We start from the raw sequence: 22,209 nt of genomic DNA, 5'->3' as shown, positions 1-22,209 counted from the left end.
GCTGCGGTCATGTCGTCTTACAAGCTCGGCGACGCGCTACTTCTGGGTGCGCTCGTGGGTGTTGGTGGACCACCCGTCCTCATTGGCTACCTCGCTTGGGCCGGCCGTGCCGACATCAGGTCACACCTGAACCACTACGACGGCCGAGGAACAGGTCGAGATGACGGGTGGATGGCGAAAGCCCCTTGGCGGATGAGCACGGCGACCACGAGACCGGAAGGAGCGATCAGCGAACCGACTGTCGCTGCACCCACTAGCCTACTGGCGACACAGTTAGGTCTTTCCGTGAGCACGCTCGTCACCTGGCCGATGGCGGTGTTGGCCGCCAGCACCTTGGCGTCTTGACGCCCTTAGGAGGAGACGGAGACATCAGCATCTCACCCAGCCTCTTTGCCGGCCCGCCCGGATAAGATGCCGGCCGCCAGCCCGACCGCTCCCGACGGCGCCGGCGATGACTCAGCTTCGCCAGGTCGCTCACAACGAGGCGCTCCGCGAGCGGCCCCTCGAACTTCAAGCCGCAGTCGAGCCCCGAAATCGAATTGCAAGCTGGACGCTGACGTGCAGCGAAAGTCGGAATCCGGGCGAGACTACAAAGACCGCGCTCGACCCGTTACGGACATAGTCACCGTTCCTGTTAAGCTGCGCCATGCGGTGCGCGGTTCTCCTCCTTGCTTGCAGCCTTCTGCTCCATGCCTGCCGCCCCTCTGGGGAGGACCCACAAGACGAGGCGCGCGCGCTCCTGACGAAGCGGTTCGGGAATGAAATCTCGATCCGATCAGTTGTGACCAAGGATGGGGTGATCTGCGGCTATGCCACGACGACGCCGCCTCCCTACGTGCTGCCGATCCCTTTCGTCATCCGCCAGCGGGAGGTATTGCTTCTCACCGACGATCTAAAACGCTTCGAGGTTGCTCAGCAGGCTTGTGGCGCAGACTGGGTACGGCCACTGCCGGTCAACCCGATTTCCTAGGTCCACAACCCACCCCTCCCAGAACCGCGCGACGTCCGCTTCGGGCCCGCGCGCTCAGCCCACCAACAGCGCCAGGAGGGCGAACGAGGCGAGCCAGTGTTCGCCCATGTAGTCGCCGGCCACATGCGGCAGGCTGGCGTCGAGGTGCGCCTGCGCGGCCTCCGCGATCACCGGCCGCGCGGGGTGCTCCGCCGGCAGGCTCACCGCCAGGTTCCGCCAGCACCAGGCGCGCGAGAGGTTCAGGCCGTCCAGGTGGGCGATCTTGCCGTCGGTGCGGTCGGAGGGGGCGGCGGGGATGAAGAGGCTGGCGGGCTGTCCTTGCGCGGCGCGCGGCAGGTAGGCGGCTAACCAGGGCGCGAACTCGCCGGCCGGCAGCAGGCGGCGCAGGCACTCTGCGGTCATCAGGGTTGGGGAGAGGAAGTCGTCGCCCGACGGCTCCCACGCCTGGGCGTCGCGGTCGCCGAGGTGCCAGGCGCGGGCCTTGTCGGCGAACAGGGCGAGCAGGGCGTCGTCATTCGTCGCGCGGGCGTAGTCGGCGGCGAGCGCGAGGGCGAAGCTGGTGGAGGAATGCACGCCCGTGCGGATGGGGTAGGTGGCGATCGGCAGGAAGTCGCGGAACCGCTGGGCGAAGGCCTCGGCGAGCGGGCGGTGCGTGGCGGCCCACGGCGCGTCGTGGGCCATCAGCTCGGCCTGCAACTTCAGCAGCCAGCCCCAGCCGTAGGGTCGCTCGAAGCCGCGCGACGAGGGGCGGGCCAGGTAGGCCGCCTCGGCCGCCACCTTCCGCGCCGTGAAGGCGTCGTCGAACAGCGCGCGGATGGCCGGCGCCTCGGGGATGTCGGGGTGCAGGCGCAGGACGGTGGCCAGCGTCCAGTAGCCGTGGACGCAGGAGTGCCAGTCGAAGCTGCCGAAGTAGATCGGGTGCAGGTCTCGGGGGCCGCGGACGTCGTCGGGGCCGGCCAGCACGTGGTCCATCTTGTTGGGATATTCGCGGCCGACGTGGCCCAGCGCCAGGCGGGCGAACTGGGACGCGAGTTCGGGCGTCAGGCGGCTATCGGAACGCGAGGACATACATCAGCACCACATTGGCGATCAGCAGGGGCAGGGCGGTTGGGATCTGCTTCTTGATGACGGCATAGCGGTCGGGCAGCTCCAGCAGGGCGGCCGGGACCAGGTTGAAGTTGGCCGCCAGCGGGGTCATCAGCGTGCCGCAGAAGCCCGACAGCATGCCGATGGAGGCGACCACGGCCGGGTCGCCGCCGAACCGGTGGATGAGGATCGGCAGGCCGATGCCGGCGGTCATCACCGGGAAGGCGGCGAAGGCGTTGCCCATGATGATCGTGAAGCCGGCCATGCCCAGGCAGTAGACGGCCACCGCGGTCAGGCGCGCGTCCATCGGGATCCAGTCGGTGACCAGCTTGCCGACCAGTTCGCCGACCCCGGCCAGGGCGAAGATGGCGCCGAGCGCCGCCAGCATCTGCGGCAGCAGCGCGGCCCAGCCGACGGTGTCCATCAGCCGGCGGCCCTCCTGCAGCGGGCTGATCGGCGGCTGGCGCAGGAGGATCAGGCCGACGCCGACCGCAATGACGGCGGCCAGGGCGAGGGACAGCAGCGTGGCCTGCTTGGGGTCGAGCAGCGGAACGCCGCCGAACTGCAGCGGCTTCAGCACTAGCACGCCGAGCGCCACGACCACGGGCAGGGTCAGGGCCGGGACGAACAGCTTCTCGCCGAACCGCTCGGCCAGCGCCTTGCGCTCCTGCGGCGAGGTGGTGGCGGGCTGGCCGCGGCCCAGCAGGCCGAAGCCGGCGATGCCGGCCAGGCCGAGCACCAGGATCCCGTTGCCCAGGTCGCCCAGCCGGTCGCCCGCCAGGAAGCTCAGCGAGACCAGGCCCCAGAAGGCGGCGTTGCCGAAACGCTTGCCGTTGTTGCGGTCGGTGGCGCTCAGGATGGCGAAGGCGGCGAAGACCAGGCCCGCCAGGACATAGACGGCCGTGAGCTTGATCATGCGCCCGCCCTCCGCCGCAGTCGGCGGTCGAAAAGGATCAGCCGTCCAGCGTGGAGCACGAACGCGATCAGCGCGGTCGGGATCGCCCACAGCGACAGGTGTATCGGGTCGATCACGATGCCGCTGGTGGCGAGGAACCCGACCATCAGCAGGATCGAGCCGATGGCGATGAAGATGTCCTCGCCGAAGAACAGGCCGATGTTGTCGGTGGCCGAGGCCATGGCGCGGGTGTCCTGGCGGGTCTCGGGATCGAGCGGCCGGCCGGTGCGCATCTCGACGGCGCCCTCGGCCATCGGCGCCACCATCGGCCGGATGCTCTGGGCGTGACCGGCGATGGAGGTCAGGCCCAGCGCCGAGGTGAGCTGCCGGAAGGCCAGGTAGCCGATCAGGAACGGACCGACCGAGACGCCCCTGAACCGCGCGATCAGGCTGCGCGCGCGCTCCTGCAGCCCGGCGCGTTCCACGACGCCGATCACCGGCAGCACCAGGTAGGCGGCGCTGACGAAGCGGTTCTCGTTGAACGCCTTGCCGAAGGCTTCCAGCACCTCGACCGGCGAGAGCCCGGCGGCGAGGCCGGTGACGAAGGCGGCGAGGGTCACCACCAGCAGCGGGTTCAGCCGCACGGCGAACCCGACCACCACGGTGGCGACGCCCAGAAGGGTCAGCATGCCGGCTCCCCGAACGATTCCGCTGGCATTGGAGCGGCTGCGACAGGGTTCGGCAATGGTCGAGGCTGGCTTCCTCCCCCCTGCTCGTCATCCCCGGGCTTGACCCGGGGATCCATAGTTCCGCTGCCGCAAGTCCCGGCGGCGGATTGCGCGACGCAATCCGCTCCCACCACCGTGCCGCCGAGGGATGGATCCCCGGGTCAAGCCCGGGGATGACGAGTGTGCGAGGTGCTCGGGTGAACCCGTTACCGCAGCGCCAGCCAGGCGTCGGCGAGGGCCAGGAAGCCGGCCACCGGCACGACCTCGGCGCGCGCCTGCGGGTCGAGGCCGGCGGCGACGATCAGCGCCTCGCCGCCCATCACCTTCAGGCTGGAGCGCAGCATCTTGCGGCGCTGCCCGAAGGCGGCGGCGGTGATCTTCTGCAGCGCGTCGAGGCGCTGGGCGCTCGGCCGGTCGGCCAGCGGCTCCAGGCGCACGACGGCCGAGTCCACCTTGGGCGGCGGGGTGAAGGCGCGGGCCGGGGCGTCCAGCACGCGCTGGGCCCTGCAGGTGGCCTGCACGATCACGCCCAGCCGCCCGTAGGCGTCCTCGCCGGGCCCCTCGGTGATCCGGTCGGCCACCTCGCGCTGGAACATCAGGGTCAGGGAGGCGGGCGTCCACGGGCCGGTCAGCCACTTGATGAGCAGCGGCGTGCCGACGTTGTAGGGCAGGTTGGAGACCAGGTGCGCGGGCCGGCCGCCGGCGATCTGCGCCTCGTCCACCTTCAGCGCGTCGCCGAAGACGAGGGTGAGGTTCGGCGCCACGTCCGCCACCTCCTGCAGCAGGGGCCGGAAGCGCTCGTCCTTCTCCACCGCCGTGACCTTCGCGCCGGTCTCCAGCAGCGCGCGGGTGAGGCCGCCGGGGCCGGGACCCACCTCGATGACGTGGTCGCCGTCGCCGACCTGCGCCAGCCGGGCGATCTTCCGCGTCACGTTCAGGTCGAGCAGGAAGTGCTGGCCGAACGCCTTCTTGGCCCACAGGCCATGGCTCTCCAGCGCCTCGCGCAGGGTAGGCAGGCTCTCGAGGCTCATCCGCGCGTCTTCGCGATCTGGTCGGCGAGGCGGATCGCGGCGATCAGGCTGTCGGGGCGGGCGATCCCGCGTCCAGCGATGTCGAAGGCGGTGCCGTGGTCGGGCGAGGTGCGCACGATCGGCAGGCCCAGGGTCACGTTCACGCCGCCCCAGAAGTCCAGCATCTTGATCGGGATCAGCGCCTGGTCGTGGTAGAGGCACAGCGCCGCGTCGTAGCCGGCCCGCGCCTCGGCGTGGAACAAGGTGTCGGAGGGGTAGGGGCCCTTGGCGTCGACGCCCAAATCGCGCAGCGCCCGGACGGCCGGCTCGACGATCTCCACCTCTTCCCGGCCGATGGATCCGCTCTCCCCGGCGTGCGGGTTGAGGCCGGCGACCGCCAGGCGGGGGCTGGCGATGCCGAAGTCGCGCCGCAGGGCCTGGGCCGTGACGAGGCCGGCATTGACCACCCCGTGGATATCGAGCTTGCCCGCGACCCTGGCCAGCGGTTCGTGGACCGTCACCAGCGTCACCCGCAGGTCGGCGGCAGTCAGCATCATGATCGGCCCGCGCGCGCCGTCGTAGCGGGTGGCCGCCGTCAGCTCGCCGAGGAACTCTGTGTGGCCGGGGAACTTGAAGCCGGCCTCGTAGAGCGGCGCCTTGGCGATCGGGGCGGTGACGACGCCCGACACGGTCTTCGACAGCGCGAGGCCGACGGCGGTCTCGATCCACTGGATGATTGCCGGCGCGGCGGCCGGGCTGGGCTGGCCGGCGACGACCGGGCCCCGCAGGGGCAGGTCGAGCACGGGAATCGCGTCCGCGAACGCCGCCTCGGCTTCGTCGGGCGAGGAGATGGGGCGCACGAGCGCCGCGCTGGACGTGGGAGCCGAGGCCACGGCCTGGGCGTCGCCGACGACGAAGAACGCCGGTCCCTGGTCCTTCAGCGCCCGCCAGGCCTTGACGACGATCTCCGGTCCGACGCCGGCCGGATCGCCGAGAGTGAGCGCGAGCGGACCCGTCCTCACTTCGTTTCGATGGTCGCCGAGTTGCGCAGATCGCGCATGTAGCGCCGGGCGATCATGCTGAGCTGCTGGCCGCGCAGGCGGCGCTCGATCTGTTCCTTGTCGGCCTGGGCGCCGCCCGCCGAGTGACGGCCGCAGACGGCGATCAGGTGCATGCCCGCGCCGGTGCGGATCGGGTCCGAGACCTGGTTCACCTGCAGCTTCTCGGCCGCCTCCCGGAACTGGGGCGCCAGGTCGCTGAGCTCGGCCTCGCCGAGGTCGCCGGCGATGACGCCCTGGGTCTTGGCTGCGGTCGCCTCCAGGCTGGCGCAGTCCTTGATCTGCGGCTTCAGCGCCGCGAGCTTCGCGCGCGCGGCGGCCTCGTCCTCGGCGCTGGCGCCCTGGGCCAGGCCGATGGCCACCTGCTTCAGGCTGACCATGGTCGAGTCGCCGCCGGCCCGCTTGTCGCGCAGGTAGAGGATATAGACGCCGTCCTTCACCGGGATCGGCTGGCTGAGCTGGCCCGGGCGCATCTGCTCCAGCACCGCCTGGACTTCCGGCGGCACCTCGCCCGGGCTCACCCAGCCGGCGTCGCCGCCGTTGGCCGCGGTGGGCAGGGCCGAGAACTGGCGGGCGACGGCCGGGAAGGGCGCCCCCTGCTGCATCTGGGCCACGAGCTGCTGGGCGCCGGCCATCGCCTGCGGCATCCCGCCGACGCGGTTGGCGTCGATCAGCACCTCGCCGATGTTGTACTGCGGCTTGCTGGCCTGGGCGGCGAGCAGCGCCTGGGTCGCCGCGATCTGGTCGTCGCCGACGCGCAGGCGCGAGCCGTAGCGACCCTGGATCCAGCGGCTCCAGCTGATCTGGGCGCGGATCTGCTGCTTCAGGGTGTCGACCCCGATGCCGCGCGAGGACAGGAAGGCCAGGAACTGCTCGGCCTGCATGTTGTTGCCCTGCGCCATGCCGGCGATCTCTTCGTTCACCTCGGCGTCGTCGGCCAGGATCTCGATCTTCTGTTCCTTCTCGACGCGCCGCAGCTCCTGGAACTGCAGGTGCTCGTCGACCAGGGAGACCAGGGCCTCGCGCTGGAACTGCTGCAGGTTCTCCTGCGTCGGCTGCACGCCCGAGGTGGCGATCAGCAGGCGCATGCGCTGCGCCAGGTCGTAGGTGGAGATGATGTCGTCGTTCACCACCGCGGCGACGGATTCGGACAGGCCGGCCGGCGCGCGGGGCGCGGCCGGGGCTTCCGACTCGGCCGGCGCGGTGCCGACCGCTTCACTTCCCGGCTGCTGCGCCACGGCCTGGGGCGCAACGGTCACGGCGGCCAGGGCGCAGGCGAACGCCGCGCTCCGCGCAGTGGGACCGGTCAGATAACGCATCATGGAGCAGAGACTTCCTGAGTAGGGCGCACGTTCGTCGCCATGCTAGCGGCCATTGAATGAGCCGCCCAATGTGGCGAGCGTTAGGCGGACAGATACGGACTCGCTGGGCAGCAGTCGACCGACGATCGTGTCTTCGCGGCGATAGATCACATCCACCCGCAGGCAGTCGTCCCGGTAGAACACCCCAACGTCGCGGATGACCCAGGAATCCTGGTTCAGGTCGCGGTTGCCGTAGAAGCTGACGCCGTAGTTCTTGCCGAGGTAGATCTCGCCGCCCAGGTCGAGGTTCTCGCGCTTCACCCCGTTGATGTCGAAGTCGTCGGTCAGGTAGCGGACGAAGCCGTTGCCGTGCTTGTTGTAGACGTTGGCCCCGGCCTCGAGGCGGTGGATGTCGAGGCTGGAGTTGTCGAGCCGCGCCCGGGCGAACATCGAGACGCCGCGCATCGGCTGGGCGTCGGCCGCGACGATCCAGTCCGACGCCTTGGTGCGCAGGCCAGAACGGTCGGTGAAGACGTCGTTCTCGTCCGCTCGGAAGCTGCGGCCCAGCAGGAAGTTGGCGCGGCGGCCGTCGTCCCACATCACCGTGGCGCGGCCGGCCATGTTCACCCGCACGCCGTCCTCGTAGAGGTCGTAGCCCGGGAACTTGTTGGGCCGGAACAGCGTGGTCTCGTCGAACTCGAACGCGACGCTGTCCTCGTTCAGGTAGACCTTCTCGCCGGTCGTGGCGTTGCGGCCGATGACGACCTGCTTGGCGTCGGGCGAGGCGGCCACCTGGACCACCGGCTCCAGGATGATGGAGGCGTCCTTGGTCCGTTTGAAGAACGGATAGCTGATGTCCACGCCGCCGGTGGCGAGGCCGCGGGTCATGTTGTCGCTGCGCGTCGACGAACCGACGCCGGTGAGGATGTCGTCCAGTCGATAGGCGTCGGCGCGCAGGTTCACGAACGGCTCGAACCGCAGGCCGCCCGTGGACGTGAAGGTCCGCCGCCAGTCCACCTCGCCCGTGGCCCGGGCGCTGTCCAGGCCGGGCAGGCGCTGGGTCAGGTCGGTCTGCGACTGCTCGCGGCTCAGGACCACGGCGCTGGTGTGCACCCGCAGGCGGCCGCCCAGCACGTTCGGGGCCGGCTCGTAGTGGCCTTCGATCAGCGGGCCGATGACCGGGAAGACGCGGTCGTTCTCGCCCTTCGCGAACCCGGTCACCGGATCGACGGCGCTGGGGCGCAGGCCCTGGATGCTCATCGCCGCCACCGAGAAGTACGAGCGGTCGTCCTGGCGGATCGCGTAGAGCTGCGAGATCAGCCGCCGGTCGTCGGCCACGTAGGGCCCGCGGCTGACGTAGACCTTGCCGATCTCGTACTTGTCGAAGATCAGGTCGTCGGACGAGCGCTCGGCGGTGAAGCCCCACAGCCACTTGTCGTCGATCTGGAAGGCGCCGCGGCCCAGGATGTAGCTGCGGTCGGTGCTGGTGCCGGCGATCTCGTTGCCCTTGCCGTCGAAGTCGCGGGCGTGGGTGTAGCCGAAGCGGACGTCGACCTCGCCGGAATAGAAGCGCTTGCGCACCTCGCCGTTCAAGAACGGGGCGATCTTCGAGTTGATCTGCGGGCTGACGATCAGGTCGGCCGACTTCGAGAACGCCCAGTAGTAGGGCTGCTCGTAAGACACGCCCCGGCGGTCCGAGACCGAGGCCTTGGGCACCAGGAAGCCCGACGTGCGGTCGGCCGCCGGGTCGGCGTGCCAGAACACCGGCAGATAGGCCACGGAAACCCCGAACAGGCGGAAACGCGCGTTGCGGTAGTAGACGATCCGGCGCTTCTTATCGCGCACCACGCGCTCGGCGGCGATCGACCAGGTGGGCGTACGCGGCGAGCCATCCTTCGCGCAGATCTCGCAGGGCGTGTAGATCGCCTTGTTGAGCTCTTCGACGTCCTCGTTGCGCTTGGCGGCGCTGGCCGCGGCGATCTTGACGTTGTCCTGCAGGCGCGCCGAGAAGCCGAGCGCCACGCCGGCGCGCATCTCGTCGTCGAGGACGAGCTCGTCGGCGTATTCGAACGAGCCGTCGTCGTTGATGATGACGATGTGGCCGTAGCCGCGGATCACCCCCGACTTGTCGTCGTAGACCAGCCTGTCGGCCCGCAGCGTGCGGCCGTTGTAGCGGACCTCGATGTTGCCGTTGGCCGTGGTGACGCCCTGGTCGTCGTTCCGGACGACCTCGTCGGCCTCCATGTACATCTCGTCCTTCTGCAGCCCGTCCGCGCTTGGCGGCTTGGCGGCAGGGGTCTGGGCATGACCCGGGACGGTCCACAGGAAGGCGATCGCGGCGCCCGCCAGGAGGGCGCGCTTGCCTGCGGTTCGCGGCGTACGCCGGCGCGGACTCATCAACCCTCTCGTTCCCCTCTGGCGCGTAACCCCGCGCCGGCGGCGTGTATTGTGTCAGGCCTGCGATGCATACCGCATCCCGACGAAGTGGAAACCGGTTTGGCGCAACGGCGCGCCAAAAGTGGCGAGCCGATTCAACCGTCCTCGGTGTAGCAAAGCAGCGTCACGCCAGCGAGCAGCGCGACGACCGCGGGCGCCCAGGCGGCGGCGAACAGCGGGATGATGTCGGCCTTGGCCAGGGCGCCGGCGAACTGGTTGAAGAAGAACATCACGAAGCCCAGCGCCACGCCCGCGCCGGCGAGGCCCGCCAGCCCGCCGAGGCGGGCCAGCCGCAGCGAGAAGGCGGCCGCCAGGATCGACATGGCCGCGAACAGCAGCGGCGTCGCCAGCAACTGGTGCAGCCGCAGCCGGTAGCCCGAGGCCGAGAAGCCGGCCTGTTCGGTCAGCTCGATCGCCTTGGGCAGGCGCCAGAACGCGATCGCCTCGGGCGAGGCCAGGCTCTCCATGGCCGCCTCCGAGTCGAGGGTCGAGCGGATGGACAGGCTGTCCGAGCGGATCGACGAGTCGCCCGCGGTGGCCTCGCGCACGTCCTTCAGCCGCCAGAAGCCGGGCATCAGGGTGGCCTCGCCGGCCTCCAGCCGCCGGCGGAAGACCGGCGTGCCGGCGTCGTTCTTCTCGTAGATGAACAGCGAGACGCCGCGCAGGCTGACCGCGCCGCGCCGTGTGTCGCGCGCCTTGGCGTGGATGACGATCTGGCTGGTGTCGTCCCCCTGGCGCAGCCAGATGTCTTCGGGTCGGTTGCCCAGGTAGTTCGCCATCATCCGGGCGCGTTCCGCCTCGAAGCGGGCGTTCAGCATCGCGGCCAACGGGTTGACGGCGCCCACGGCCACCACGCCCAGGACGAAGGCCGCGATCGCCGAGGGCAGGATGAACCGCCACGCCGAGATGCCGGCGGCGCGCATGGCGACGAGCTCGCTGCGCCGGTTCAGGCCGACGAAGGCGCTGATGCCGCCGAACAGGAAGCAGAAGGGCAGCAGGATCTGGATGAGCGACGGCACGCGCAGCAGCGTCAGGCCCAGGATGCTGTCGGCGCCCACGTCCGCGCGGGTGCCCACCTGGCCCGTCAGCTCGACGAACTGGATCAGGATCACCACCGAGGAGATCACCGCCAGCCAGGTCAGCACGCCCAGCAACAGGTAGCCGACGACGTAGCGCTCGATGCGGCCGACGCCCGTCATGCCTTGGCTCCGGCCAGGGCCGCGCGGGGGCGGGTGATGTCGATGCGCCGGCTGACCTTCTGGCGGAAGATCGCCGCCATGGCGCCCCAGATGCACAGCACGGGCACGGCGTACTGGGCGATGTTCAGCCAGGCGCTGTCCTCGCAGGCCGACTGGATCAGGAACCCGGCCAGGCGGACCAGGGCCGCGATGCCGCCGATCACCACGATCCGCCGCCCGTAGCCGAGCCGCGAGAAGCCGCCGCCGATGATCGCGGCCAGCGCCAGCGCCATGAACGCGATGTTGTAGAGCGGCGAGGCGAGGCGGGCGTTGCCTTCGGCCAGCAGCTCCAGCCGGTTCCGCCGCTCCCAGTCCTGCTGCAGGTCCGGGAAGAACAGCTCGTGCAGGTAGCGGTCGGACGGCTTGTAGTGGATCAGCTCGTCCGAGTTCGCCAGCGGCGCCAGGTCGAAGACGTATTCGTTGAACGTCAGGTAGTTCAGCACGCCCCGGCCCGAGAACTCCTGGTTCGAGCCGTTGGTCATGAACAGCACCGGCCGGCCCTGCGCACGGCCCACGCGGCCCTTCTCGGCGGTGTAGGTGGTGGTGCCGCCGTCGGGCTTGATCTGGTGGATGAACAGGTTGCGCAGGTTGCCCTGGCCGTCGACGCTCTGGGCATAGACGGTCAGGCCGGGGGCCGGCTCGGTGAACTCGCCCTCCCGGACGAGCGTCGCGGCCAGGTCGGTGCGCACTTCGAACAGCTCCTGGCGCAGCGCCCGGAAGCACAGCGGCTGGACGAAGATGTTCATCAGCAGAGCCAGGAAGGCGATGGTGCAGGCCAGCCGCATGGCCGGCGAGATCACCCGCCAGCGGCTCATGCCGCCCGCGAAGCAGACCACGATCTCCTGCTCGGTGTGCAGTCGGTTCAGCGCGACCAGCGCGGCCACGAAGACGGCGATCGGCAGGATCAGGTTGATGAGCTGCGGCATGTAGAGCAGCGTCACCTTCAGGAACACGAGCGCGCTCTGGCGCTGGTTCACGATCAGGTCCAGGCCCGCCAGGCTCTGCGAAAGCAGGGCGACCGCCGTCAGCGCCAGGGTCGCCAGGACGACCGGCCCCAGGAGCTGGCGAAGAAGATATCGGTCGATCAGGCGCATCTTGCGAAAAACGGATAGTCCGGAGAATTAGACGCGCCCCGGCGGCGGACCTGTTCTAAACCATGCGTCGCCGCGCCACACAACTGGACCGTGGGCGCGCATGATCGAGCCTTCAGAGAGAGTACCGATGGATATCGAATTCGTCGCCCCCGGCGCGGCCGCCCCCGCCAAGTCCGCGGTGGCCCGCATCGTCTTCGAGGGCGAGGCGCACGACGGCGCCGTCGCCCAGGCGGTCGCCGCCAGCCGTTTCACCGGCGGCAAGGGCCAGACGCTCGACATCCTGGCGCCGCAGGGCGTGGACGCCGCCCGCCTCGTGCTGGTGGGCGCCGGCAAGCGGGATGCCTTCGACGCGATCGGCGCCGAGCACGCGGCCGCCACGGCCTACAACGCGGTGAAGGCCTCGGGCCTCGAGGCGCTGGTGGTGGAGGGCGCCGGCGGCGCCGAGCTGGCCGCCCACGCCGCCCTGGGCGTCCGCCTCGCGGCCTATCGCTTCGACAAATATCGCACCAAGGAACCGGCGGATAAGAAGCCGTCGGTGGCGATGACCCGGGTCATCACGGCCGAGGCGGACGCCGCGCTCGCCGCCTTCGCGCCCCTGGCCGACCTGGCCGACGCGATCAGCTTCACCCGCGACCTCGTCTCCGAGCCGCCGAACGTCCTCTACCCGGCCGAATTCGCCAAGCGCGTGAAGGCGCTGGAGACCCTGGGCCTGGAGGTCGAGATCCTCGGCGAGGCCGAGATGGCCAAGCTGGGCATGGGTTCGCTGCTCGCCGTGGGCCAGGGCAGCATCCGCGAGAGCCAGCTCGTGGTGATCCGCTGGAACGGGGCGGACGACAAGTCGGCCCAGCCGGTCGCCTTCGTGGGCAAGGGCGTCTGCTTCGACACCGGCGGCATCTCGATCAAGCCGGCCGAGGGCATGGAGGACATGAAGTGGGACATGGGCGGCGCGGGCGCCGTGGCCGGTCTCATGCACGTGCTGGCCGGCCGCAAGGCCAAGGTGAACGCCGTCGGCATCCTGGGCCTGGTCGAGAACATGCCCGACGGCAACGCCTACCGTCCGGGCGACGTCCTGACGTCGATGTCGGGCCAGACGATCGAGGTGGTGAACACCGACGCCGAGGGCCGCCTCGTGCTGGCCGACGCGCTCTGGTACTGCCAGGATCGTTTCAAGCCCAAGTTCATGGTCGATCTGGCAACCCTGACCGGCGCGATCATCATCGCCATCGGCAACGACCTGGCCGGCTGCTACGCCAACGACGAGACCCTGGCCGGCAACCTGCTGAACGCCGCCAAGGCCGAGGGCGAGGGCCTGTGGCGCATGCCGCTGCCCGACGCCTACAACAAGCAGATCGACTCCATGATCGCCGACATGAAGAACACCGGCGGCCGGCCGGGCGGCTCGGTGACCGCTGCGCTCTTCCTGCAGAAGTACGTCAACGGCGTGCCGTGGGCTCACCTCGACATCGCCGGCACGGCCTGGAAGAAGCCGTCGACGGTCCCCACCATCCCGGACGGCGCCACCGGCTTCGGCATCCGCCTGCTGAACCGCATGGTGCAGGACCAGTACGAGGGCTGACGTGTCCGAAGGCCGCTGCGAGGTCTGGTTCTACCACCTGGAACGCACCGGGCTGGACCAGGCCTTGCCGGAACTGCTGGAGAAGACGCTGCAGCGCGGCTGGAAGGCCATCGTCCGCTCGTCCGTGGGCGAGCGCATCGAGCACCTGGACGGCTGGCTGTGGAGCTATCGCGACGAGAGCTTCCTGCCGCACGCGCCCGCCGACGAGGCGGGGGCGGCGCGCCAGCCGATCCTGCTGACCACCGGGACCGAGAACCCCAACGCGGCCGACGCCCTGTTCCTGGTGGACGGGGCCGAGCCCGGCGAGCTGGACGCCTTCAAGCGCTGCGTCGTGCTGTTCGACGGCGGTGACGACGACCAGCTCAGGAACGCCCGGGCCCAGTGGAGCGCTGTGAAGGCGCGCGGCTTCCCGGTCTCGTACTGGAAGCAGCAGGCGCGCGGATGGGAGAAGCAGGCATGATCGGGCGGCTCGCACTTCTCGGCATGCTGGCCCTGGCCGCGTGCTCCACCACCCCCGAGCCCGCGCCGGCCCCGACCGCCCCGCCGCCCGCGCCCCCGCCGGCGGCCACGCCCGCTCCGGAACCGACGGCCGACGCCTGCCGCGCCGGCGACTACCAGCACCTGGTCGGCCGCCCGAAGTCCGAGATCCCCGTGCCGGTGAAGCCCGAGCTGCAACGCGTCGCCTGCACGACCTGCGCCGTCACCATGGACTTCAACCCGAACCGCCTGAACTTCTTCTTCGACGCGGGGACGGGGCTCATCCGGCAGGTCCGTTGCGGGTAGGGATAATTGGTGAGGCGCGCGCGGCTGATCCCCGCGTCCGACCGCCAGCCGACTTTGCGGATGTCAGCGAGGGGGGGCGAGCGGAGATTCGTGAGGCCAGCTTCACCGCACGTATGGCTGGCTGGATGTATGGACGATGAAGGCCGACTCGAAGAGGTGGTCGGAGACTGTGTTCTCTCCGGGTTCATCTCGGACCAAATGGCGCTCCCGTCCGCCACGCTCGAAAGCCTGAGTGGCGACGGCTCACTGGTGGATGCGGGCTTGTTCCCGTCCGGTCTGGTGAGGCGGGTGGCGAAAGCCTGGACGACTCCCCTGAACCTGCTCACCTGTGCTCAGGCGCGCGTTCTCGTCGGTCAAAAGTTTGGTCTGCAGTGGCTCGCGGCGCCGGTGGCCGTATTCCTGAGCGGTCACCCGCGCGCTGAGTGCGATCTGTACCCCGGCGATCTGATGTGCATGGCGCTCAAAGCGCACGTGGAGCTACTTCGGTTTGCGCCCGTGGAGACCCGAAAGCTTCTCGGGGTAGACTTCAGCTGGATGGCGGAAGAGTTCTCGTTTGATCCCGATGGAACATTGCTTCGGGAGGCGACGGACGACCTAACCACGGCTCGGAGGCTTGCCGGGATTTGAGGTCTCCTAGGGGGCGGTAGCGGACCCCGGCTCCCCGCCACAACGCGACTCAGCCCCCGATCTTCACGCCCAGCTCGCGCAGCAGCGCGATCCACGCGTCGCGGCCTTTCGCCCGGCTGAACATCTGCTCGGCCGTCGCTCGCGCCGCTGCCCGCAGCGGCCGTGAGGCCTCCGGGTCGCGGCAGGCGTCGATCAGGGCCCGGGATAGCGCGTCCACGTCGAAAAACGGCAGCAGGCGGCCGTTCACGCCGTCCTGGATGGCGTCGCGGACCGGGCCGGTGTCCGAGCCGATCACGTGGCAGCCCAGCGCCATCGACTCCGACAGCGACCACGAGAGCACGAACGGGTAGGTGTAGTAGACGTGCGCCACGCCAAGCCGCATGGCCGCCAGCATCCGCGCGTGCGGCACCCGGCCCAGGAAGTGGACGCGGGCCGGGTCGTACTCCACCCCCTCGAAGCAGACGTCGCGCCAGGTCTTTCCGTCGGGCGCGGCCCCGCCGTACGGCTTGCGGTTGGGATCGCCGATCAGGATCACGTGCGCGTCCGGGACCTCGGCCAGCAGGCGGGGCAGGGCGCGGGCCAGGATGTGCAGCCCCCGCAGCGGCTCCATGTGGTTGTTCACGTGCGTGATCACCGGCGTTCCGGGCGCCAGCACCCGCCCGTCGGGCAGTTCGAACGGCTCGGCGGGACCCGGGCGGATGGCGTCGGTGTCCACCCCCTCGTGGATAATCCGTACGTCCTCGCGGAAGCGGCGCGGCAGGCTGCCGGCCTGGAACGGCGTGGGCGCGACGATGGCGTCGGCGTCGGCATAGGCCATGGCCATCGTGCCGTTCTTGGCGTCGGCGCGCAGGATCGTGTCCAGGTCGACCGCGCCGAACTCGGGGTCGAAGCCCACGTCGTAGCCGCGGCCGTGGTAGTAGAACTCGGCGAACATCACCGTCCGCGCGCCCGGGAACACCTCGGACAGGAAGGTCATCTCGCCCCAGCCGGGGTGGCCGACGATGACGGCCGGATCCCAGCCCTCGGCCTTCAGCGCCTGGGCCGCGTCATAGGCGCTGCGGGCGCGGATCAGGTCGGCCTCGGCGCGGGTGGCCAGGTGGAAGATGCCGGGCGTCGAGCCGCGCGGCAGGCTGTAGCGGGCGATCTTCACGCCCTCCAGGCCGGGCGAGTGGTTCTGGCCGATGGCGAGACAGGGCACACCGCGCGCCAGCAGCACCTGCGCCAGGTCCGCGAACTGGCCGGGGAAGTTGTTGTGGACGAAGAGGACGCCGCGCGACATGGGCGGTCTTCTGCCCGCAGGCCGCGCGCCTGTCACGCGCCGTCGGCGCCGGCCCTGGGGCCGTGGTGCGGATGAGAGGAGTCGAACCTCCACGCCTTGCGGCGCTGGAACCTAAATCCAGTGCGTCTACCAATTCCGCCACATCCGCGTGGGGTAGTGCGCCTGCCATCGCGGGCCGCGCGGCCGGCGTCAAGGGGGACGGGGCGGGCAGGGGGCTTGGACCGGCCGCCCTCACGTGACATAAGGGCCGCTTCGCGCCGCCGGGCCCTGTCCGGCGGCCTTCCCTGTTTGCCCTGGAGACGGACACGGCGCACGAGGCGTCGGGGTCCGGGAAACTTGAGAATGTCGATGCAAATCGTTGAGAAGTCTGGTGAAGGCCTGAGCCGCGTCTACGGCGTTACGGTCCCGGTGGCCGATCTGACCGAGCGCCTGGAAGCGCGGATCAAGGAGATCGCCCCGACCCTCAACGTGAAGGGCTTCCGCCCCGGCAAGGTGCCGCCGGCCCACGTTCGCCGCCTGTACGGCAAGTCGCTGATGAGCGAGGTGGTCCAGCAGAGCCTGACCGAAAGCACCCAGAAGGTGCTGGACGACAACAAGCTGCGCCCCGCCGGCGAGCCCGAGCTGAAGCCGGAAGGCGACATCGAGGCGGTGATGGACGGCAAGGCCGACCTCGCCTTCGAGCTGTCGATCGACCTGATGCCCGAGTTCGAGCCGGTGGACGGCGCCAGCCTGTCGCTCACCAAGCCGGTCTACACGCCGACCGACAAGGAAGTGGACGAGGCCGTCGCCGAACTGGCCGGCCAGAACAAGACCTACGAGCCCAAGACCGGCAAGGCCGTGAAGGCCAAGGAGGGCGACCAGGTCCTCATCGACTTCGTCGGCAAGATCGACGGCGTCGCCTTCGAGGGCGGCACGGCCGAGGACACCCCGCTGGTGCTGGGCTCGGGCAGCTTCATCCCCGGCTTCGAGGACCAGCTCGTCGGCGCCAAGCCGGACAGCGACGTGGTGGTGAAGGTGACCTTCCCGGCCGAGTATCAGGCAGCCAACCTCGCCGGCAAGGACGCCGAGTTCGAGGTCAAGGTGAAGGAAGTGCGCGCCCCGGTGGACTCGGCGGCCGACGACGAATTCGCCAAGCGCCTGGGCCTCGACAGCCTCGAGAAGCTCAAGGAGCTCATCAAGGGCAACCTGGAAGAACAGTACGCCGGCGCCTCGCGCTTCAAGCTGAAGCGCGCGCTGCTGGACGAGCTCGATTCCAAGCACGACTTCCCGCTGCCGCCGAAGATGGTGGAAGCCGAGTTCGCCACGATCTGGCAGCAGGTCGAGCAGGACAAGGAAGCCGGCCAGCTCCCGCCCGAGGACGCCGACAAGTCCGAGGAGCAGCTCCAGAAGGAATACCGCACGATCGCCGAGCGCCGCGTGCGCCTGGGCCTGGTGCTGGCCGAGATCGGCCGGACCAACAACGTCCAGGTCACCGAGCAGGAGCTGAACGAGGCGATCCGCCGCGAGGCCATCAAGTACGGCCCGCAGGCCCAGCAGGTGTTCAACCTGCTGCGCGAGAACGCCAACGCCCAGGCCCAGCTCCGCGCCCCGATCTTCGAGGACAAAGTCGTCGACCTCATCGTCTCCAAGGCCAAGGTCAAGGAGAAGAAGGTCAGCAAGGACGAGCTGATGAAGGAAGACGACCTGCCGGCCGGCTACAGCGAGTAACCGCGGCGCGCCCCGTCGAACGGGCGAGGTCGAAGCAGCACGAAGGCCCCGGACGTGAGTCCGGGGCCTTTTCCTTGCGGCCTTCGGGCGTGTTCGCCACGGCGGCTCGCAAGGTTGTGACCGCTCGCAAATGCGGCAAACGGCGCATGACCCCCCGCCGGGTTGCGAACGGAAGCCTTTTGCCGCCCGATCGGCGCCACGCTGGCGCGACGAACGTGGGGGTGAGGCATGAACAACGAACGCACCGACATCGACGGGGATCTGGTCGAGGCGGGCCTGAGCGATGACGCCCAGGCCGATCTGCTGTCCCGGGGGTATTCGAGGCGGTCGCTGGGGCGCGTCCTGGCCCTGCTCACGGCTGGCCCCGCCGCCGCCGGGCTGGCGGGCGCCGCCTTCGCCCAGGCGCCCTCCCAGGCGGCCCCGCCGAAGGCCACGGTCCGCATCGGCGCCAACGAATGCTGGACCGGCCCGTTGGAGCCCGCCGCAAAGGCCGCCGCCGCCGCGGTCGCCACGGGCAACCGCTACACCGGGTCCCAGCGCGCCGACTTCGTGAATGCGGCGGCCTCGGTCGAGAAGACGCCCCCGAGCCACATCATCCCCTGGGCCGGGTCGAGCGACCCGCTGTCGCGGATCGTCGTGACCTATTGCTCGCCGACGCGCGGGCTGGTGATCGCCAATCCGACGTTCGAGCTGGCCCCCTCCGTCGCGCGCTACATCGGCGCCAAGGTCTCGGAGGTTCCGCTCACCGCGGACTACGCCCACGACGTGAAGGCGATGCTGGCGGCCGATCCGAACGCCGGCGTCTACTACGTCTGCACGCCCAACAATCCGACCTCGACGGTCACCGGCCTGGCCGACATCGAATGGCTGCTGGCCAACAAGCCCGCGGGGTCGATCGTGCTGGTGGACGAGGCCTATATCCACTTCGCGGACGCCCCGACCGCCAGCTACCTGGTGGCGCAGGGCAAGGACGTCATCGTCCTGCGCACCTTCTCCAAGCTCTTCGGCATGGCGGGGATGCGGATGGCGTTCACCATGGCGCGGCCCGACCTGATGATGAAGACCATGCGCTACGACGGCATGATGGCCAGCTTCGCCCTGCCCAACCCGTCGGTGGTCTGCGGCGCGGTGAGCCTGGTGCAGGCCGACCTCATCGCGGCGCGCCGGGCCGAGATGGTGAAGGCGCGCGACCGAAGCCTGGCCCTCCTGGACAAGCGCAACATCCGCTACATCCCGCCCCGCGCGAACTTCTTCATGGTCGACTGGAAGAAGCCGGCCAAGGACGTCCAGGCCCAGTTCGCCAAGGAAGGCATCGAGATCGGGCGGTCCTGGCCGATCTGGCCGAACGTCTCGCGGATCACCGTGGGCTCCGCCGCGGAAATGGACGCGTTCAACGCCGCGGTGGTGAAGCTGAACCTGTAGCCTGCCAGCGTTACGGTCGCCCCAGGCCGCCGCGCACGCCGCCGCCTCGCGCGGCCGCGGCGGCGACATCGCCCGGCTCGCCCTTCAGCGGCCCACGCAGGAAAGCGTCGAGGATGTCGACCGCCACCGCCTGGGTTCCGGCCGCGCCCCGTTCGCCCCGCAGGACGCGCGCGGCGACCCAGCGGGCCGGCGCGCTCAGGAACCGCTCGGCGTCGGTGAAGCTCAGGTGGTTCGACCCTGCGATGGCGTAGCGCCAGCCCCCGGCCGGCGCCTCGGCCATCACTCCGCGCGTCACCCGCACGTAGGGCGTCATCGCCTGCGTCCCCTCGCTCTCCAGCAGCAGCAACGGCCCGCGCAGGTTTCGCGCGCGTACGTCGCCGTACAGCATGCCGTCGATGTCTGCGGCGGCCAGGATGCGCGCGTCGTGGCTGGCGGCGAGCACCGCCGTCGCGCCGCCGAACGAGTGGCCGATCGCCGCGATGCGCGAAAGGTCCAGCCGCCCGGACAGCGGACCCAGCCCGTCCCCCCGTTCGAGGCGGTCCAGGACGAAGGCGACGTCCGCGGCCCGCACCACGACCTGCCGCTCCATGTGGCGCACGCCCCCGCCGTCGGCGCGCGGCGCGGGGCCGACGACCTTTCCGTCGGCGAGCTGCACGACGGCGGACTCATAAGGATGGTCGAGGGCGATCACCACGTAGCCCCGGCTCGCGAGGTCGGTCAGCAGGCCGGCATAGACGGCGCGGGGCGCGCCGTAGCCCGGAGAGAAGATCACCACGGGCCAGCGGGGGTGCGCCGTCGAGACCGGGGCGCCGTCCACGGCGTGGGTCCGGGTCTGGCCGAACCGCGCGAACAGCAGGCGCGGCAGGCCGTACACCGTCGGCGGCAGCCGGCCCAGGCCGTCGATGTACGCGACCTGCCGCCCGTTCGACGTTGCGGCGGGGTACCAGGCCTGGACGATCACGTTGCGCCGGTCGGCGGCGTCCGGCGTGGCGGGCTCGGCCCGGCCGGCGTCCGTCCACCGATAGACAGCCGAGGCGACCGCGTACGGGCCGCGCGGCTTGGGCAGTTCGGGCGCCGGGAGGACCGCCCAGGGGGCCAGTGCGACCAGCATCAGCGCGGCCAGCCCGCCCCCCGCCGCGAGCCGGCTCCAAAGCCCCGCCCTGCGCCAGGGGAAGGCGAGGGCGGCCAGCAGTGCGTACCCGCCGACGAACTGCCACGTGAAGCCGGCTACGACGACCTGCACCGCCGCCAACGCTCCGAGCGCGAGGCAAGCCCACGGTCCCGCGGGCCGCCAGCGCCCGGGCCACCCCAGCCGCCAGACGCCCGCCCCGATCAGGCCCGCCAGCAAGACACCATCGATCGGCGACATGGATTCCCCGCACACGCTCCGCGCCGCAGACCGTTAGACCACCGCCGTGCAGATCCTGCGTGGGCGGCGTCAGGCTACGGCGCCTCCGCGGCGAAGAGCGGCTGGAGGAGGAGGCGAGCTGCAAGCTCAGTGGATCGATCGGCGGCGGAAGCGTGGCGGATGAGGTTTCCTCCACCACGCGCTCCGCGGCGCTGGGTCCCCTCCCGCCGCTTTGCGGGGGAGGTGAATGCGGCTGTCTAAGGCCGGCCCGCCGGCGCCCTTACAGCGACCGCAGGTGCTTCAGCGCTTCGCCGTTCTCCACCTGGGCGCGGCGCTCGTTGATGGCGCGGTGCAGGTCCAGGGCTTCGGCCGGGTCGAGCGGCGCAAAGGCGGCGGCGTCCAGATCTTCGAAGGCGGCGGCCACGGTTTCGGGCACGCGTTCCTGAGGCATGTCCATCGGTCGTCTCCCATGGGGCCCGCCTCGGCGGAGCCCTCTCCCGCACTTAAGGTATCATTTACCTGTCGCATCGGCCAATGGCCCGCGTTCCCGAAACGCGGCGGCGGCGATCACACTCTGGTGTGGAAGTTCATGCCCCGGCGGCCCCGAGGTGATCGAAGGTCACCGCGATTGGCGCACCGGAAATCGGTGAACTGCGATCAGGAATCGGTTGGCTTACGTAGCGGCCCGGACGTAACCTGCCTTCTCAACGCCGCGTCGGGGCGCGGAGCCATCTCTGCACGTCGCAGAGTTCGACTTCTCGACCCCGGGAGTAGAGCGTCCCGGGAAGGAAGCGAGTTTTGCAGCGCACGCGTGAGCTTGAGTCCGACTACTTCCACAAGGTCGTCGACTGTCAGTACGCCTGTCCGGCGCACACCCCCGTCCCAGAGTACATCCGCCTGATCGCGGAAGGCCGATACTCCGACGCCTACATGATCAACTGGAAGTCCAACGTCTTCCCCGGCGTGCTGGGGCGGACGTGCGACCGGCCGTGCGAGCCGGCGTGCCGGCGCGGCCGGGTCGAGGACGAGCCGGTGGCGATCTGCCGGCTGAAGCGGGTGGCGGCGGACAACAAGGGCGACGTCCTGGCCCGGATGCCCGAGCCGGCGGCGGCGCGGAACGGCAAGCGGGTGGCGCTGGTGGGGGCGGGGCCGGCCTCGCTGACGGTGGCGCGAGACCTGGCGACCCTCGGCTACGACCTGGTGCTGTACGACGCCGAGGCCAAGGCCGGCGGCTTCATCCGCAGCCAGATCCCGCGCTTCCGCCTCCCCGAGGAGGTGATCGACGAGGAGGTCGGCTTCGTCACCCGGCTGGGCGGCGTGGAGCTGCGCCTGGGCCAGCGGGTGGACAGCCTGAAGGGCCTCCTGGCCGAGGACTACGACGCGGTCTTCATCGGCTCGGGCGCGCCGCGCGGCCGCGACCTGGACCTGCCGGGCCGGCAGGAGGCGGCGGCGAACATCCACATCGGCATCGACTGGCTGGCCAACGTCTCGTTCGGCCACATCGAGAAGATCGGCCGGCGGGTCATCGTGCTGGGCGGCGGCAACACCGCCATGGACTGCTGCCGCACCTCGCGGCGGCTGGGCGGCGAGGACGTCAAGGTGATCGTCCGCTCGGGCTTCGAGGAGATGAAGGCGTCCCCCTGGGAGAAGG

20 protein-coding genes and 1 tRNA gene are annotated in these 22,209 nt (G+C 70.2%); 8 read left to right on the top strand and 13 right to left on the bottom strand.

The features are described 5' to 3' along the window. Positions 1 to 796 precede the first annotated feature (796 nt). Positions 797 to 970 carry a hypothetical protein gene (locus tag Q0L11_RS11650; protein ID WP_296597440.1) on the top strand — a complete coding sequence of 58 codons (174 nt, stop codon included), beginning with the start codon at positions 797 to 799 and terminating at the stop codon, positions 968 to 970. Between the two features lie 54 nt (positions 971 to 1,024). Here Q0L11_RS11650 and Q0L11_RS11645 read toward each other — a convergent pair whose 3' ends face one another. The 9 genes from Q0L11_RS11645 to lptF form a co-directional block, all read right to left on the bottom strand. Continuing rightward, positions 1,025 to 2,038, bottom strand: a complete 1,014-nt coding sequence (locus Q0L11_RS11645; RefSeq protein ID WP_296597439.1) for a DUF2891 domain-containing protein — start codon at positions 2,036 to 2,038, stop codon at positions 1,025 to 1,027. After that, positions 2,019 to 2,972 (bottom strand): DUF979 domain-containing protein, encoded by a 954-nt coding sequence (locus tag Q0L11_RS11640; RefSeq protein WP_296597438.1) that lies wholly within the window; start codon positions 2,970 to 2,972, stop codon positions 2,019 to 2,021. Before Q0L11_RS11640 ends, Q0L11_RS11645 begins: the two co-directional genes overlap by 20 nt. After that, a complete protein-coding gene (locus Q0L11_RS11635) occupies positions 2,969 to 3,640 on the bottom strand; it encodes a DUF969 domain-containing protein (protein ID WP_296597437.1) in 672 nt (223 codons plus the stop codon). Before Q0L11_RS11635 ends, Q0L11_RS11640 begins: the two co-directional genes overlap by 4 nt. Before the next feature lie 245 nt (positions 3,641 to 3,885). After that, positions 3,886 to 4,710, bottom strand: coding sequence for a 16S rRNA (adenine(1518)-N(6)/adenine(1519)-N(6))-dimethyltransferase RsmA (rsmA, locus tag Q0L11_RS11630; RefSeq protein ID WP_296597436.1), 825 nt, complete (start codon positions 4,708 to 4,710; stop codon positions 3,886 to 3,888). Then, positions 4,707 to 5,711, bottom strand: coding sequence for a 4-hydroxythreonine-4-phosphate dehydrogenase PdxA (pdxA, locus tag Q0L11_RS11625; protein ID WP_296597435.1), 1,005 nt, complete (start codon positions 5,709 to 5,711; stop codon positions 4,707 to 4,709). Before pdxA ends, rsmA begins: the two co-directional genes overlap by 4 nt. Further along, a complete protein-coding gene (locus Q0L11_RS11620) occupies positions 5,708 to 7,069 on the bottom strand; it encodes a peptidylprolyl isomerase (RefSeq protein WP_296597434.1) in 1,362 nt (453 codons plus the stop codon). Before Q0L11_RS11620 ends, pdxA begins: the two co-directional genes overlap by 4 nt. Before the next feature lie 42 nt (positions 7,070 to 7,111). Next, positions 7,112 to 9,445 (bottom strand): LPS-assembly protein LptD, encoded by a 2,334-nt coding sequence (locus Q0L11_RS11615; RefSeq protein ID WP_296597433.1) that lies wholly within the window; start codon positions 9,443 to 9,445, stop codon positions 7,112 to 7,114. 134 nt (positions 9,446 to 9,579) lie between these two features. Next, positions 9,580 to 10,683 carry an LptF/LptG family permease gene (locus Q0L11_RS11610; protein ID WP_296597432.1) on the bottom strand — a complete coding sequence of 368 codons (1,104 nt, stop codon included), beginning with the start codon at positions 10,681 to 10,683 and terminating at the stop codon, positions 9,580 to 9,582. Next, the gene (lptF, locus tag Q0L11_RS11605; protein WP_296597430.1) at positions 10,680 to 11,816 is read right to left on the bottom strand and encodes an LPS export ABC transporter permease LptF; all 1,137 of its coding nucleotides are present in this window, start codon (positions 11,814 to 11,816) and stop codon (positions 10,680 to 10,682) included. The genes Q0L11_RS11610 and lptF overlap by 4 nt, the downstream gene beginning before the upstream one ends. A 127-nt stretch (positions 11,817 to 11,943) precedes the next feature. On the opposite strand from lptF, the gene Q0L11_RS11600 reads away from it, so the two are divergent. From Q0L11_RS11600 to Q0L11_RS11585, 4 genes are all read left to right on the top strand, one after another. Next, positions 11,944 to 13,392 (top strand): leucyl aminopeptidase, encoded by a 1,449-nt coding sequence (locus tag Q0L11_RS11600; protein ID WP_296597429.1) that lies wholly within the window; start codon positions 11,944 to 11,946, stop codon positions 13,390 to 13,392. Between the two features lies 1 nt (position 13,393). Then, the gene (locus Q0L11_RS11595) at positions 13,394 to 13,852 is read left to right on the top strand and encodes a DNA polymerase III subunit chi (protein WP_296597428.1); all 459 of its coding nucleotides are present in this window, start codon (positions 13,394 to 13,396) and stop codon (positions 13,850 to 13,852) included. Beyond that, entirely contained in the window at positions 13,849 to 14,175 is a 327-nt protein-coding gene (locus Q0L11_RS11590) for a peptidase inhibitor I78 (protein ID WP_296597427.1), read from the top strand. The genes Q0L11_RS11595 and Q0L11_RS11590 overlap by 4 nt, the downstream gene beginning before the upstream one ends. 129 nt (positions 14,176 to 14,304) lie before the next feature. Then, positions 14,305 to 14,802, top strand: coding sequence for a contact-dependent growth inhibition system immunity protein (locus Q0L11_RS11585; protein ID WP_296597426.1), 498 nt, complete (start codon positions 14,305 to 14,307; stop codon positions 14,800 to 14,802). A gap of 49 nt (positions 14,803 to 14,851) precedes the next feature. On the opposite strand, the gene Q0L11_RS11580 is transcribed toward Q0L11_RS11585, so the two are convergent. Then, positions 14,852 to 16,081, bottom strand: coding sequence for a glycosyltransferase (locus Q0L11_RS11580; protein ID WP_296597424.1), 1,230 nt, complete (start codon positions 16,079 to 16,081; stop codon positions 14,852 to 14,854). Between the two features lie 63 nt (positions 16,082 to 16,144). Beyond that, positions 16,145 to 16,229: transfer RNA gene (locus Q0L11_RS11575), tRNA-Leu, on the bottom strand. Between the two features lie 200 nt (positions 16,230 to 16,429). Between Q0L11_RS11575 and tig the strand changes: the two genes are divergently transcribed. Continuing rightward, positions 16,430 to 17,788, top strand: a complete 1,359-nt coding sequence (gene tig, locus Q0L11_RS11570) for a trigger factor (protein WP_296597423.1) — start codon at positions 16,430 to 16,432, stop codon at positions 17,786 to 17,788. Between the two features lie 228 nt (positions 17,789 to 18,016). Beyond that, positions 18,017 to 19,210 carry a pyridoxal phosphate-dependent aminotransferase gene (locus tag Q0L11_RS11565; protein ID WP_296597422.1) on the top strand — a complete coding sequence of 398 codons (1,194 nt, stop codon included), beginning with the start codon at positions 18,017 to 18,019 and terminating at the stop codon, positions 19,208 to 19,210. Positions 19,211 to 19,220: 10 nt separating this feature from the next. Here the strand turns inward: Q0L11_RS11565 and Q0L11_RS11560 are convergent, their stop codons facing one another. After that, entirely contained in the window at positions 19,221 to 20,579 is a 1,359-nt protein-coding gene (locus Q0L11_RS11560; protein ID WP_296597418.1) for a hypothetical protein, read from the bottom strand. Positions 20,580 to 20,838: 259 nt separating this feature from the next. Next, a complete protein-coding gene (locus Q0L11_RS11555) occupies positions 20,839 to 21,015 on the bottom strand; it encodes a hypothetical protein (RefSeq protein WP_296597417.1) in 177 nt (58 codons plus the stop codon). A gap of 341 nt (positions 21,016 to 21,356) precedes the next feature. Here Q0L11_RS11555 and Q0L11_RS11550 point away from each other — a divergent pair. Further along, positions 21,357 to 22,209, top strand: an 853-nt coding sequence (locus tag Q0L11_RS11550; RefSeq protein WP_296597416.1) for an FAD-dependent oxidoreductase, incomplete at its 3' end; no start/stop codon positions are given.

This window comes from Phenylobacterium sp. (assembly GCF_024508875.1).
GTDB lineage: Bacteria > Pseudomonadota > Alphaproteobacteria > Caulobacterales > Caulobacteraceae > Phenylobacterium.
Note: the sequence above shows the minus strand (reverse complement) of the source record. Positions and strands in the feature narration are given on the sequence as shown.